The following is a 13,006-nucleotide window of genomic DNA, read 5'->3' as shown; positions in this document are numbered from 1 at the left end:
CGTTCGCGTTGCCGCTCGGCCGGGGCATCCGGAGAGGGATCGGGCGACCGGATGGCGCCGTTCGGCGGGAGTTCGGCGGCCGAACTGCTGGACGCGGTCGCCGAGCGGCTGGGTCGGCCCTGTGCGCGCGAGGAGCGGTCGGGCCGGGTCGAGCGGGAGGTGGTGACCGCCACCGAGGGCGCCGGTCTGCCGGTGCCGGCCCGGGACGGCGACCGGTCCCGGCTCGGGCCGAAGAGCCTCGGCCCGGCGGTCCGGTTCGCCGTCGGCCACGCGCCCGGTGCTGCTGGTGCGGCCGGAACCGGCCACCCCGGGGCTGGGCACGATCGCGCCGCCACCGCCGCACCGGCCCTGAGTCAGCGGCGGTGACGCCCGCCGCCGTAGCCCCCGCCGTCCCCGTATCCCCCGCTGCCCCAGCCGCAGTAGTACGGGTACGCGGAGCAGGGGTCGACCGTGGCGGACGGCGTGGCCGCCGGGCCCGATCCGCCCGCCGTCGGGGACGGCGTACGGGGGGCGGAGGTGGTCCTGGAGGCCTTGGGGGCGGGCATCGCGTCGGTCCTCGGGTGGGGAGTGGCGACCGGCGACGGGGTGGCGTCGCTGTCCCAGTCGACGTTCTGCATCTGCAGGTCCGGCTTGGCGGTGTCGAGGGTCCACCGCTGGGCGGCGCCGGGGGCACGGTTCTTGAGGACGAGGGCGCCGGAGCCGTCGGTTGCGGCCGGGGTGAGGGCCAGGTCCTGGTTCCAGCGGGGTATCAGGGCGCCCTGGAGGGTGAAGTCGTAGCGGATGTTCCTGGCGGCCTCGCCCGTGGCCGAGCAGGGGGCGAGGCGGACCGAGTAGCCGAGGTGGGAGTCCAGGCACAGGCCGGGCGCGGCGGAGTTGCGCAGCAGCCCGTCGGGCTCGTACGCCCACTGCTGGCTCAACGTCGCGGAGCAGGGGGCGAGTTCGGTCTCGGCGCCCTCGACGGCCTTCTTGCCGACGACGCCGACGCACAGTCCGGAGGCGAGGTTGTGCAGCCGGCCGTGCAGGGTGCCCTGTCCCGCCCTGTTCGTACCGGCCCAGGAGGCGCCGGGGCTCTGGGCGCCCTTGCCCGGTGCCGGGGAGGACGCGCCCTTGCCGGCCGGGGCCGGTCCGTCGCCGGACCCCAGCACCGACCAGAGCACCAGGGGCAGCACGACCAGCCCGCTGACGGTGACGACCGCCAGCGCCACATTCCGCCGCCGCGCCCTGCGCGCACGGGCGGCACGATGCGCCGACCGGCCGGAGGGGGTGGCGTCCCCGGGGCCACCGGACGCACGGGCGACGGCCGAGTGGCGGGAGGGGCGGGAGCCCACGGCGCCGGCGGGGAAGGCGAAGTCGGCGGAGGGGGAACCGGAGGCGAACGCGTCGGCGCCTGCGGACGCGAAGGGGAACTCGGCGGCGTCGGACGGGTGGACGGAGGCGTCGGCGGACGAGGAACGGGACGCAAACGCGTCGGCGGACGAGGAACGGGACGTGAACGCGAACGCGTCGGCGGACGAGGGGAGAGGGGCAAACGCGTCGGCATCCGCGGACGCGGCGGCGTCAAAGGAGCGGGCAGCGGAGGCAGAGCCGGCGGTGTCGGAGGCAAACGCGTCGGCCTCGGCAGAACCGGAGCCGAACAGGTCGCCGTCGGCAGCGGGGCCGGGACCACGGCGGGGCGGGGCTGCCGCAGTGCCGCTCCCGGTCGTCGCCCCGGGGAAACGACCCCGGCGCCTGCCCCCGGCGGAACCACCCGGAGGCGTGGGCTCGGCGGAGCCGTCGGAGCCCGTGGACCCGACTGAGCCGCTCCTACCCATGGACTCGGCGGAACCACCCCGACCCGCAGACTCGTCCGAACCACCCCGACCCGGTGGATCGGAGGGCAGGAAGGCCTCGCCGGACCGGGGCACGATGGTTTCGGGATGTGGGGCCGGTTCGGCCGGATCCTCGGGGCGGCTCGCCCGGGAGTCCACGTAGGCGTGGGCGCCCCAGCCGAGGACCGCTTCGGCGAGGGCGAGGCCGAGCCCCGTGTTGAACGCGGCCAGTTGGTCGGCGGTGCGACTGCAGTGGCCGCACCGGCCCAGGTGCTCACGCAGATCCGGGTCGACGTCGACGCCGCCGCGCCGGAACGTCACGTCCAGCATGCGCAGATAGCGCCGGCACTCGTTCTCGGGGGCGAGTTCGCGGTGGACCTGCAGACACTCCTCACGCAGCCGTTCCCGGCCCCGGCGCAGCTCGACGCCGGCGTCCTCCTGGTCCAGGCCGAGCAGGCCCGCCGGTACGGCGAGCGGTTCGGCCTCGACCTCCGTGTGCCACAGCACCGCACGGGAGATCTGCGGCACCCGCTGGAAAGCCCGGGACAGCAGTCGTCGGCCGGGCGGCGGCAGCAGCCGGGCGGCGGCACGCTCACCGGTGGCGCCGGACCGCAGCGCCGGGTGGAGGAGTTCCTGGCGGCCGTCGGAGTCCCACTCGGCCGCGATCCGCCGGACGGCGACCAGCACATGGGGCCGCCAGGCGGCGGTCGGTCCGGCCTGCCGCAGCGATTCCCCGAAGAGCCGGGTGAAGGCGGCGGTGGTGAGCATGCCCGCGGCCCGCGGCCCGTCCGTGCACAACCGCGCGTAGGCGAAGGCCGCTTCCCAGTGCCGGTCGAGCAGTTCACCGACGGGATGGAGCGCGGGCGTCCCGCCCGTCCACTTCTTCAGCTCGGCACTCAGTTGTTCGTCCGACCGGCCTGCCTCATTCACGACTGCATTCCTCCAGACGTGATACGGAAATTGGTCCATACCAAGCAGTATGGAAAGGTGGTGGGGCTGCTCGAACGTCCACCTGAGGAGGCTCTTTTGAAGCGTGGGGGGTGTACGGGGAGCGGCCTGGCGCAGACAGCGGGAAATGCGATGAGCCTGCGCGCCGACAGCGCACACTTTTGCACAGCCGCGCAGGTGCGAACAAGGGATCTCTCGATTATCGACAATAAACTGCGGCGGGCTCGCTTATTGACACATGTTCAGGCGATTCCCTTTCTGCCCATTACCGCCGTTCGCCCGCCCGGTAGACACCGGGCGGTACTCCGTACCGTTCCCGGAAAACCCGGCTGAAGTGGAAGGGGCTGCTGAATCCGCAGGCCGTCGCCACCCGTTCCACCGTGAGGTCGGTGGCCTCCAGCAGCCGGGCCGCGTGCCGCAGCCGCGCCTCGCGCAGCGCCCGCATCGGGGACCGCCCGGTGCGCAGGGTGAACAGATGGGCGAAACGGGACGGGGACAGCGCGACGCTCCCGGCGAGCGAGCGGACGGTGTGCGGGGCACCGGGGTCGGCGGCGATCAGCTCCTCGGCCCGGCGCACCCGGGCGTCGGCGTCCGGTGCGGGTGGCGGCGTCCGGGCTCCGCCGGCGGCGAGCAGGACCACCTCCTCCAGCGCGCACAGGGCCAGTTCCCGCGCCAGGCTGCCGTGGGCCACGGCCACCGGGTCCGGCTCGCGCGGGGCGTCCTCGCGCGGCACGTCCTCGGCCGGTCCGCGGGCGTCGGCGAGCATCCGGGCGAACGCCGCCTCGATCCGGCCGTGCGGGGCGCCGGGCACGGACGCCACGGCGTACAGACCGTCGGACACGGCGTACGGGGCGAGCCAGGTCGTCCAGGACGGGCGGGCCTGGCAGTGCGCCCACCAGAACCGCCAGCTCCCGGCGCCGGGTGCGACGGCGTAGCGGTGGCCGGTGCCCGGAGCGAGCACCACGAGATCCCCGGCGCCGGCGCGGGCCCGCGCCGCGCCCTGGCGGAGCAGTCCGCAGCCGCCCAGGGTGAAGGTGAACAGCCAACTGTCCGAGCCCCTGGGCCGGTTGACGCCGTAGCCCGGCCGCTGGTCGTAGCGGCCGGTGACCACGAGTCCCGGCGGCGGGGACGGGTCGGCGGCGGCAGCCGTCACAGGCAGGTCCTCAGCATGCACGGGCATCCTCCCGAGGGGCGCACCGGCCTAGCGTGGCCGGTGGGTGACCATCTGACCACCGGACTCGCAGGAGCGGGCACATGACAGCCACGGACGACGACGTCATCCTGCCGGAGGCGCAGCGGCAGCGGTTCGACGAGGACGGGTTCACCGTCGTACGAGGGCTGTTCGGCCCGGACGAGACCGAGCGGCTGTGCGCCGCGTTCACCGCGCTGCACGCGGCGGGTCCGGTGCCGGGCCGCTTCGAGCCCCGCCCGGCGGACGCCGACCCGCTGCGCCGGTATCCCCGGGTGATGCAGCCGCACGAATTCAGCGCGGTGGCACGGGAGTTCCTGCTGGACGCCCGGTTGCGGTCCGTGCTGGAGGTGTTGTTCGGCGAGGAGGTGCTGGCCGCGCAGAGCATGTTCTACTTCAAGCCGCCGGGTGCGCGCGGGCAGGCGCTGCACCAGGACAACTTCTATCTGCGGGTCGAGCCGGGGACGTGTGTGGCGGCCTGGGTGGCCTGCGAGCCGATCGACCGGGACAACGGCGGTCTCGAGGTCGTCCCGGGCACCCACCGGATGGACCTGTTCTGTCCCGAACTCGCCGACGAGGAGCTGTCGTTCGCCCGTGAGTACGTTCCGCCTCCGGCCGGGCTGACCCCGGTTCCCGTGGACCTGGCACCGGGTGACGTGCTGTTCTTCAACGGCAGCCTGGTGCACGGCTCCGGGCCCAACCGCACGGCCGGCCGGTTCCGGCGCTCGTTCATCGGGCACTACGTGGGCCGCTCGGCGGAACGGATCGGGGCGTACTACCGGACGCTCACGATGTCCGGCGAGCGGGTGCCGCTGCCGGAGAGCGAGGGCGCGGGTCCGTGCGGCACGGAGTTCACACCACACGGACCTCACTGATCCGTCAGAACCTCAGTGGCCGCTGATCGCCCGCGGCGTGTAGGGCTGCTGGAGCTCTTCGAGTTCCTTCTCGGTCAGCTCCAGCTCCACAGCGGCCACCGCGTCCTCGATGTGGTGCGACTTGGCGGCGCCGACGATCGGTGCCGCCACCGTGTCCTGGTGCAGGAGCCAGGCGAGGGCCACCCGGGCGCGGGGCACGCCGCGGTCGTCGGCGATCCGGGTGACGGCCTCGACGATCGAGCGGTCGCTCTCCAGGTACAGACGGCTGCCGAAGTTGTCGTTCGCGCTGCGCTCGGTGACCGTGCCCCAGTCACGGGTGAGCCGGCCGCGGGCGAGCGGGCTCCACGGCAGCACGCCGACGCCCTGGTCGGCGCAGAGCGGCAGCATCTCCCGCTCCTCCTCGCGGTAGAGCAGGTTGTAGTGGTTCTGCATGGAGACGAACTTCGTCCAGCCGTGCCGTTCCGCGGTGTACTGCAGTTTGGAGAACTCCCAGGCGTACATCGAACTCGCCCCGATGTAGCGGACCTTGCCCGCCTTGACCAGGTCGTGCAGCGCCTCCATCGTCTCCTCGACGGGGGTCGCGTGGTCGTAGCGGTGGATCTGGTACAGGTCGACGTAGTCGGTGCCGAGGCGGCGCAGGCTGTGGTCGATCTCGGCCATGATGTTCTTGCGGGACAGCCCGGCGCCGTTGGGGCCCGGCCGCATCCGGCCGTGCACCTTGGTGGCCAGCACGATCTCGTCGCGGTTCGCGAGGTCGCGCAGGGCCTTGCCGACGATCTCCTCGCTGGTGCCGTCGGAGTAGACGTTCGCGGTGTCGAAGAAGTTGACGCCCGCCTCCAGCGCCTGCCGGACGAGCGGGCGGGACGCCTCCTCGTCGAGGGTCCACTCGTGGACGCCGCGGTCGGGCAGGCCGTAGGTCATGCAGCCCAGACAGATCCGCGAGACGTCCAGGCCCGTCGAACCGAGCTTCACGTACTGCATCGTTGCTGCTCCTGCCTTCGGGACGATGGTCGCCCCCGAGCCTACGGCGTGGCCCGGCACCGGCTTGACGAGCACGGTGCGCGGGCGATTTGATCCTGCCACGTGCCGCGCCACCCGGCGTGGGCAGGACGGAGCGGACGTGCCCCCGGACTTGACCCCTGAGGGGGCTTGCCGCTCATCGCGCGCGCGTGCGGGTTCCCCGGGTTCCCGAAGAACCGCGGGAGCCTTGGCAGCGGCCCTGCTCGTCACCCTCGCGGCGCTGCCCGGCTGCGATGCCGGCACCTCCGACGACTCCGGCGGCAACAAGCGGCCGAGCTCGCCGAAGCCCGCCGCGTTACGGCTGCCCCCGCGCCACGCCGGGTTCGACTACCAGATCGGCGGCGCCTATCCCCCGCCGACGGGCGTGCGGATCGTCAGCCGCGACCGCTCCGACTCCCCCGCGCCCGGCCTGTACAACATCTGCTACGTCAACGCCTTCCAGGCCCAGCCCGAAGAGCGTTCCTCCTGGCCCGCCGACCTGCTGCTGCGCGACGCGCACGGCGAGGCCGTCATCGACGAGGACTGGAACGAGGCCCTGCTCGACATCCGCACCCCCGCCAAGCGGGAGCGGGTGGCCGAGCGGGTGAACGGGTGGATCGACGGCTGCGCGAGGAAGGGCTTCGACGCCGTCGAGCCGGACAACTACGACAGCTACACCCGTTCCCGCCGCCTGCTCACCGCGGCCGACGCGACCGCCTTCATGACCCTGCTGTCCCGGCACGCGCACGCCCGGCACCTGGCCATCGCGCAGAAGAACACCGCCGGGCTGGCCGGTGTGCGGGAGCGGGCCGGGCTGGACTTCGCGGTGACGGAGGAGTGCGGGCAGTACGACGAGTGCGGGGTGTTCGCCAAGGCGTTCGACGACCGGGTGGTGGACATCGAGTACACCGACGCCGGGCTGCGCTCGGCGCTCGCCCACTGGGGCGACCGGCTGAGCATCGTCCGGCGGGACCGGGACGTGTCCACTCCGGGGAGCAGGGGGTACGTACGGAAAGCGCAGTAGCCGGGCGCCGCATTGGTACCCCCAGGTGACCGTCCGGCGTGGGAGCGGCCGATCGTCGTACTGTCGGCTCATCCTCGGCGCAGACGACCGGCATCCGGCCGGTCTCGGCCGCCCCGGAGGAAACGCGGTGCCGACTCGTGCCACCACCCTGAGGATCCTTGCCGGAACAGCACTGCTGCCACTGGCCCTCGTCACCCCCGCCTGCGCACAATCCGTCGCCGCACCGGCGCCGGAGACCCCTGCCACGCTGTGCTCGCTCGCCGGCACGCTGCGCGGTGCGCACGGTGAGCAGGCCGATGTGAGCCTGTGCGCGGACACCGGCTCCCCGAGATTCAACATCACGGCCCCGGCCACCTGCCGGATCGGCCGCACCCGGGTCCGCTACGCCTGCCGTACCGAGGGCACCTGGAAGGTCGCCCGGTCCGGCAACACGCTGGGCACCGGAACACTGCCCGGTTCGGGCTTGTACCCGGGTCCGGGCACCTACGACGTCAGCGCCACCGTCCGCGTGCGCTCGACGCCGGCGGGTGTCGATCTGAAGGGCACGGTGCAGGCCACCGTGGCACTGACCGCGCCCAAGGCGAAGGCGACGCACACCGTCACCGTCGACAAGAGCGTGCTGCGCCGCAACGCCACGACCACCGTGACGTACACGATCCAGCGGGACAGTGCCGAGGGCGACGGCAACGCGCGGCTGGGGATGATCGGCCAGGAGGGGACCGGTCTGCGGATCAGCACGGCCGACCAGCGTTGCGTCAACCCGCTGGTGGGACGGTACCCGGGCAAGTCCCGGCTGGCGCACTCCCTGGACTGTACGGTGACCGAGCTGCAGCCCGGCCACCCGGAGACGCTGAAGGTCCGCTTCACGGTCGGGGCGAAGTGCTCCACGGTGGTGTCGAAGCTCGGCTACTGGGTGCCGAAGGGCCAGGACATGTTCACCGGGAACATGCTGGCCGGGCCGACGCTGACCTGCCGCTAGAGCAGATCCAGCGCCCGTTCCCAGGCGAAGTCCGGCCGTACGCCGTCCGGCCGGGCTTCGCCGGTGTACGGGTCGCCGAAACGGACGCCCATCGCGCGCAGCCGTGCCAGGCTGTCCCGGTAGGCGGGATGGGCGGCGAGTGCGTCGGCGACGCAGGGCAGGACGGCGATCGGTATGCCCAGGCCCGCGGCCTCGCACAGGGTGCCGAGCGCGAGGGTGTCGGCGATGCCGGCGGCCCACTTGTTGACGGTGTTGAAGGTCGCGGGTGCCACCACGACGGCGTCCGGCGGCGGGAAGGGGCGGGGGTCGGCCGGCGTGCGCCAGGCCGATCTGACGGGTCGCCCCGTCTGTGCCGCCACGGCCGCGCTGTCGAAGAAGCCGCCCATGGCGACCGGTGTGGCGATGACGCCGACCTCCCAGTCGCGCTCCTGGGCGGCGCCGATCAGTTTGCTGACGCCCGCGGCGATCCCGGCCGCGCAGACGACGACGTAGAGGAAGCGTTTCCCGGCCTGTTCGGTCATCCGGGAACCCTACTGAAGCGGGAACGACACCCCTCGCTCGGCCTCGGGGCGCGGGCCGTGGATACGGCGGTCCTTCTCCTCGATGCGTACGTCGTTGATGCTGGCCTCGCGCCGGGTCATCAGGCCGTGCTCGTCGAACTCCCACAGTTCGTTGCCGTAGGAGCGCCACCACTGGCCGCCGGTGTTCCGGGACTCGTACTGGAAGCGGACGGCGATGCGGTTGCCGTCGAAGGCCCACAGGTCCTTGCGCAGCGCGTAGTCCAGCTCGCGCTCCCACTTGGCGGTCAGGAACGCGACGATCCCGGCGCGGCCGGTGACGAAGGTGTCGCGGTTGCGCCAGACGGAGTCCTCGGAGTAGGCGAGCGCCACCTTGTGCGGGTCGCGGGTGTTCCAGGCGTCCTCGGCGGCCTGGACCTTCTGCGCGGCGGTCTCGCGGGTGAACGGCGGCAGGGGCGGGCGGTCCGTCATGGTCTCCTCCTGAGCTCGGACAGCACCGGAGAACGTGCGTTCTCCGGGTGCTGCTACCGTATGAGAACGTCCGTTCTCCCGTCAAGGAACGCGGCAGGCCAAGGGCATGGAGGAGTGATGGTGTCGCCGATGGACAGCGCGGCCGCCCGGGACAGGGCGCTCGACGCCGCCGAGGAGCTGTTCTACGCTCGCGGTGTGCAGTCCGTGGGGATGGACGAGCTGCGCGGCGCGTCGGGTCTCTCGCTCAAGCGCCTCTACCAGCTCTTCCCCGCCAAGGAGCAGCTCGTCGCCGCCTACTTGGCCCGGCGGGACGAGCGCTGGCGCGCACGCCTGGCCGAGTACGTGGCCCGGCAGCGGGACCCGTGGCAGCGGATCCCGGCCGTGTTCGACTGGCTCGAGGGGTGGTTCGGCGAGGACGGATTCCGCGGCTGCGCCTGGATCAACGCCTACGGCGAGCTGGGCGCCACCTCCGCCCTGGTGGCCGAGCAGGTGCGCGCCCACAAGGAGGCGTTCCGGGACTACCTCGCCTCGCTCGTGGCGGACGCCGGAGTGCCCGCCCCGCTCACCGGACCCCTGTTCCTGCTCGCCGAGGGAGCGATGGTGACCGCCGGCATCACCGGGACCACCCAGCCGGCGGCCGAAGCCCGCGAGGCGGCGCGGACCCTCCTGGCAGCCACCGCCCCGGACGGACCCGGCCGGCCGTCCCAGGACAGCCTGACCGCGCCCGCAAGGAGGCGTTCCGGGAGCACCTCTAGGACAGCTTGATCGCGCCCACCGGGCAGGCGCGGGCCGCCTCCCGGACCATCGGGTCGCCCGCGCCGTCCTCACGTCCGGGCAGCAGGGTGCTGTAGCCGTCGTCGTCCTGGGTGAAGACGTTCGGTGCCGCCAGCGCGCACTGACCCGCGCCGATGCAGACGTCCTTGTCGATTTCGATGTGCATGAGCAGAGCCTCTTACCAGGTCACGGGGAGTTCCAGCATCCCCTGGATCGTGTCGCCGCGCTTGAAGGGAATCTCCTCGGCCGGGACGGCCAGGCGCAGCCCCGGCAGCCGGGCCAGCAGGCTTTCCAGGGCGATCTCCAGCTCCGCGCGGGCCAGGTTCTGCCCCAGACACTGGTGGATCCCGAAGCCGAACGCCACGTGGTGGCGGACGGGGCGGTGGAAGTCCAGGGTGTCGGGGGTGTCGTAGAGGGCCGGATCGCGGTTGATCACCGACGTCGAGAAGAGCACGCCCTCGCCGGCCCGGATGGTGGTGCCGGCGATCTCGATGTCCTCCAGCGCCACCCGCGCCAGTCCCTCCGCGATGGACAGCATCCGCATCAGCTCCTCCACGGCGGCGGGCAGCAGCGCCGGGTCGGCGCGCAACTCGGCCAGCCGGTCGGGGTGCTGGAGCAGGGTGAAGGTGCCGAGGGAGATCATGTTGGCGGTCGTCTCATGCCCTGCGACCAGCATGATGACGGCCAGCGACACGAGTTCGGCGCGGTCCAGCGTGCCGTCGCGCAGCTGCTGGTGGACGAGGTCGTCGAGGATGCCGTCGCCGGGCTCCGCCTGCTTCGCCTTGTCGTCGATCAGGGCGCCGAGGTACTCCTCCAGACGCGTGCGGGCCGCCATGGAGTCGGCCGCCCGCGGGCCGCGCAGCAGCCTGCGGGACTGCTCCTCGAAGAACTCGTGGTCGGCGTACGGCACCCCGAGCAGGCCGCAGATCACCATCGACGGCACGGGCAGGGCGAAGGCGGTGACCAGATCGGCGGGCGGCCCCTGCGCGATCACCGCGTCCAGCAGCCCGTCCACGGTCCGCTGGATCCACGGCCGCAGCTCGGTCGCGCGTTTGACGGTGAACGACGGGATCATCATCCGCCGCTGGCGCTGGTGTTCGGGATCGTCCATCCCGAGCAGGGCCACCCGGCGGTCACGGACACCCACGAAGCGCTCCGCGGGGATGGGGAAGCCGGGACGGCGGCGGTCACTGGACAGGCGGGGGTCGGCGAGCAGGGCGCGGGCGGTGGCGTGGGCGGTGACCAACCAGACCTCGCGGCCGTCGAAGAGGGTGACGCGGGACAGGGCTCGCCCGTCGCGCAGCGGCTCGTATCCGGTGGGCGGATGGTAGGGGCAGGTGCGGTCCTGCGGGAAGGCGACGGGGGCGGCCGGAGTCGCCGGGCCGGTGGGGTCCGTCAGTTCCGTCATGGAAGACCTCGCAGACGAAGAGGTGCGTCGTGCCGATCTTCATTAGATGCCCGGGGCATCTATGGGTCGACTGGAAGTTCGGCCAGTTCGGCGATGTGGGTGATCTGGCCGAAGACGAGCGGTCGGAGGGATGGATTCCGGCCGGGGTGCGGCACGTGTCCACCGGCCACGGAACGCCGGTGGCTCTCGCCGGACGGGGCGAGGGCACGCGCGACGGCGAGACCGTCCTCGTACCCCATGGTTCCGCAGGCCGGACCGCCCCGCACGGTCAGGTGCAGGGCGCGGGCACGGCCGTCCGGTCGGGCCGGCCGCCGGACGGCACCTCGCACCGGCCGATCCCGCGCAGCAGTCGGCGGTCGTCACCTCGTCGGCCCAAGCGGACCGCGGTACGGATGATTCGCGGGGCCACGGGTGTTGAATGCCGGTGGCAGACAGCTGTTGGACCGACGAAGGGGACGGATCCCATGCCTCTTGAGGGCGAGTACGAACCCAGCCCGACGCAGTGGGTGCGCGAGCAGGTCGAGCTGTACGAGAGCTCCGGCGGGACGAAGGGCACCACGCTGATGGACACCGGGCTGCCGGTCATCGTGCTGACCAGCCGGGGTGCGAAGAGCGGGAAGATCCGCAAGACACCGTTGATGCGGGTGGAGCACGAGGGGCGGTACGCGGTGGTCGCCTCGCAGGGCGGCGCGCCCAAGCATCCGGTGTGGTACTTCAACATCACCTCCGATCCGCACGTCGAGCTGCAGGACGGGCCGGTCAAGCGGGACATGAGGGCCCGTGAGGTCACCGGTGAGGAGAAGACCCGGTGGTGGGAGCGGGCCGTCGCCGCGTACCCGCCGTACGCCGACTACCAGAAGAAGACGCCGCGGGAGATCCCCGTCTTCGTGCTGGAGCCCTTCGACGAGAGCTGATTCGCGCCGGGTACCGTCGGATTCGGGAAAATCCGCGCCGCAAAAGTGTGAAGCCGTCTCGGTGCGGGCACTCGTGCGTCAGGCCCCGCCGCGTTCCCCCGTCGCGGCGGGGCTCTCTCGTGCTTCGCCCGCCGGCCGGTCGGTCACGTCCAGGAAGATCTGGTCGGCCTCGGGACACATCCGGGCCAGGGACCGCTTGATGCGTACGGCGACCTCCTCCACCCGCTCGCTGTCCAGGCCCGGCACCAGGTCGATGCGGGCGGCCACCAAGGTGGAGTCGAGGCCCATCTTCATCGTGAACAGCGCCTCGACGCTGTCGATCTCCGGCTGGGCCCGCAACAGCGAGCGGATCCGGCCGCTCAGCTCCGGGCCGGCGGCCTCGCCGATGAGCCGGTCGCGGGCCTCGCGGCCGAGCCGGTAGGCGACGTACACCAGCAGGACGCCGATCGCCAGCGAGGCTGAGGCCTCCCAGGCCACCTGCCCGGTCACCATGTGCAGGCCCATCCCGGCGAGGGCGAGCGTCACGCCGAGCACCGCCGTGCCGTCCTCGGCGACCACCGTGCGCAGCGCCGGGTCGCTCAGCCCGCCCGGCCCGCCGCCCTGCCGGCGCACCTGGTGCAGGGCCCGCAGCAGCGAGGCGCCCTCGGCGACCAGGGCCACGCCCAGCACGACCAGGCCCGCCACATAGCCGCTGAACTTCTCCTCGGTGCCCTGACGCAGCGCCTCGGCGCCCTGGAGGAAGGAGAAGCAGCCGCCCATGACGAAGATGCCGACCGCGGCGAGCAGGGACCAGAAGAAGCGTTCCTTGCCGTAGCCGAAGGGGTGCTGCTGGTCCGCAGGACGGCGGCTGCGGCGCAGCGCGGCCAGCAGGAACACCTCGTTGAAGCTGTCGGCGACGGAGTGCGCGGCCTCGGACAACAGCGCGGGCGAGCCGGCGAGGACACCGCCGACGGCCTTGGCCACGGCGATGACCAGGTTGGCGGCGAGCGCCACCAGCACGGTGACCTTGGTGTGCCGGTCGGCCCCGGCGTCCGTGCCGGGCGTCCCACGGCTCTGCTCACCGCTGCGCTCGCCCTCGGATGATGTCCCGCTCACTCAA

15 protein-coding genes are annotated in these 13,006 nt (G+C 72.6%); 6 read left to right on the top strand and 9 right to left on the bottom strand.

All coding sequences use genetic code 11. The features are described from left to right. Positions 1-51: 51 nt before the first annotated feature. Entirely contained in the window at positions 52-366 is a 315-nt protein-coding gene (locus ACWGJ5_RS01525; RefSeq protein WP_453307766.1) for a hypothetical protein, read from the top strand. Here ACWGJ5_RS01525 and ACWGJ5_RS01520 read toward each other — a convergent pair. Together ACWGJ5_RS01520 and ACWGJ5_RS01515 are read right to left on the bottom strand one after the other, a co-directional pair. Continuing rightward, positions 354-2,777 carry a ricin-type beta-trefoil lectin domain protein gene (locus ACWGJ5_RS01520; protein WP_453307765.1) on the bottom strand — a complete coding sequence of 808 codons (2,424 nt, stop codon included), beginning with the start codon at positions 2,775-2,777 and terminating at the stop codon, positions 354-356. The genes ACWGJ5_RS01525 and ACWGJ5_RS01520 overlap by 13 nt on opposite strands. Positions 2,778-3,021: 244 nt before the next feature. Continuing rightward, positions 3,022-3,936 (bottom strand): helix-turn-helix domain-containing protein, encoded by a 915-nt coding sequence (locus ACWGJ5_RS01515; RefSeq protein ID WP_453307764.1) that lies wholly within the window; start codon positions 3,934-3,936, stop codon positions 3,022-3,024. A gap of 74 nt (positions 3,937-4,010) precedes the next feature. Between ACWGJ5_RS01515 and ACWGJ5_RS01510 the strand changes: the two genes are divergently transcribed. Then, positions 4,011-4,820, top strand: a complete 810-nt coding sequence (locus ACWGJ5_RS01510; RefSeq protein WP_453307763.1) for a phytanoyl-CoA dioxygenase family protein — start codon at positions 4,011-4,013, stop codon at positions 4,818-4,820. Positions 4,821-4,832: 12 nt separating this feature from the next. Here ACWGJ5_RS01510 and ACWGJ5_RS01505 read toward each other — a convergent pair whose 3' ends face one another. Further along, on the bottom strand, positions 4,833-5,801 hold the full coding sequence (locus tag ACWGJ5_RS01505) for an aldo/keto reductase (protein ID WP_453307762.1): 969 nt from the start codon (positions 5,799-5,801) through the stop codon (positions 4,833-4,835). Between the two features lie 226 nt (positions 5,802-6,027). Between ACWGJ5_RS01505 and ACWGJ5_RS01500 the strand changes: the two genes are divergently transcribed. Continuing rightward, a complete protein-coding gene (locus ACWGJ5_RS01500; RefSeq protein ID WP_453307761.1) occupies positions 6,028-6,843 on the top strand; it encodes an endo alpha-1,4 polygalactosaminidase in 816 nt (271 codons plus the stop codon). A 127-nt stretch (positions 6,844-6,970) separates the two neighbouring features. Next, positions 6,971-7,822, top strand: coding sequence for a hypothetical protein (locus ACWGJ5_RS01495; protein ID WP_453307760.1), 852 nt, complete (start codon positions 6,971-6,973; stop codon positions 7,820-7,822). On the opposite strand, the gene ACWGJ5_RS01490 is transcribed toward ACWGJ5_RS01495, so the two are convergent. Next, on the bottom strand, positions 7,819-8,343 hold the full coding sequence (locus tag ACWGJ5_RS01490) for a flavoprotein (protein ID WP_453307759.1): 525 nt from the start codon (positions 8,341-8,343) through the stop codon (positions 7,819-7,821). The two genes, ACWGJ5_RS01495 and ACWGJ5_RS01490, sit on opposite strands and share 4 nt — an antisense overlap. Before the next feature lie 9 nt (positions 8,344-8,352). After that, positions 8,353-8,811: a nuclear transport factor 2 family protein gene (locus ACWGJ5_RS01485; RefSeq protein WP_453307758.1), complete on the bottom strand. Its 459-nt coding sequence runs from the start codon at positions 8,809-8,811 to the stop codon at positions 8,353-8,355. A 129-nt stretch (positions 8,812-8,940) separates the two neighbouring features. On the opposite strand from ACWGJ5_RS01485, the gene ACWGJ5_RS01480 reads away from it, so the two are divergent. Further along, on the top strand, positions 8,941-9,576 hold the full coding sequence (locus ACWGJ5_RS01480) for a TetR/AcrR family transcriptional regulator (RefSeq protein ID WP_453308250.1): 636 nt from the start codon (positions 8,941-8,943) through the stop codon (positions 9,574-9,576). Here ACWGJ5_RS01480 and ACWGJ5_RS01475 read toward each other — a convergent pair. From ACWGJ5_RS01475 to ACWGJ5_RS01465, 3 genes are read right to left on the bottom strand one after another with little or no spacing between them, the layout of a single operon-like run. After that, complete coding sequence (locus ACWGJ5_RS01475; RefSeq protein ID WP_228623742.1) at positions 9,563-9,751, bottom strand: ferredoxin; 189 nt, start codon at positions 9,749-9,751, stop codon at positions 9,563-9,565. The genes ACWGJ5_RS01480 and ACWGJ5_RS01475 overlap by 14 nt on opposite strands. Positions 9,752-9,763: 12 nt before the next feature. Then, positions 9,764-10,993, bottom strand: coding sequence for a cytochrome P450 (locus ACWGJ5_RS01470; RefSeq protein WP_453307757.1), 1,230 nt, complete (start codon positions 10,991-10,993; stop codon positions 9,764-9,766). Between the two features lie 59 nt (positions 10,994-11,052). After that, positions 11,053-11,322 carry a hypothetical protein gene (locus ACWGJ5_RS01465; protein WP_453307756.1) on the bottom strand — a complete coding sequence of 90 codons (270 nt, stop codon included), beginning with the start codon at positions 11,320-11,322 and terminating at the stop codon, positions 11,053-11,055. A gap of 135 nt (positions 11,323-11,457) precedes the next feature. On the opposite strand from ACWGJ5_RS01465, the gene ACWGJ5_RS01460 reads away from it, so the two are divergent. Further along, complete coding sequence (locus ACWGJ5_RS01460; protein ID WP_453307755.1) at positions 11,458-11,907, top strand: nitroreductase family deazaflavin-dependent oxidoreductase; 450 nt, start codon at positions 11,458-11,460, stop codon at positions 11,905-11,907. A gap of 78 nt (positions 11,908-11,985) precedes the next feature. On the opposite strand, the gene ACWGJ5_RS01455 is transcribed toward ACWGJ5_RS01460, so the two are convergent. Beyond that, positions 11,986-13,002, bottom strand: coding sequence for a cation diffusion facilitator family transporter (locus tag ACWGJ5_RS01455; protein WP_453307754.1), 1,017 nt, complete (start codon positions 13,000-13,002; stop codon positions 11,986-11,988). Positions 13,003-13,006: the final 4 nt, after the last annotated feature.

Source organism: Streptomyces sp. NPDC054783, from assembly GCF_053611725.1.
The sequence above is the reverse complement of the archived record's forward strand: the minus strand, read 5'-3'. Positions and strand labels throughout refer to the sequence as shown.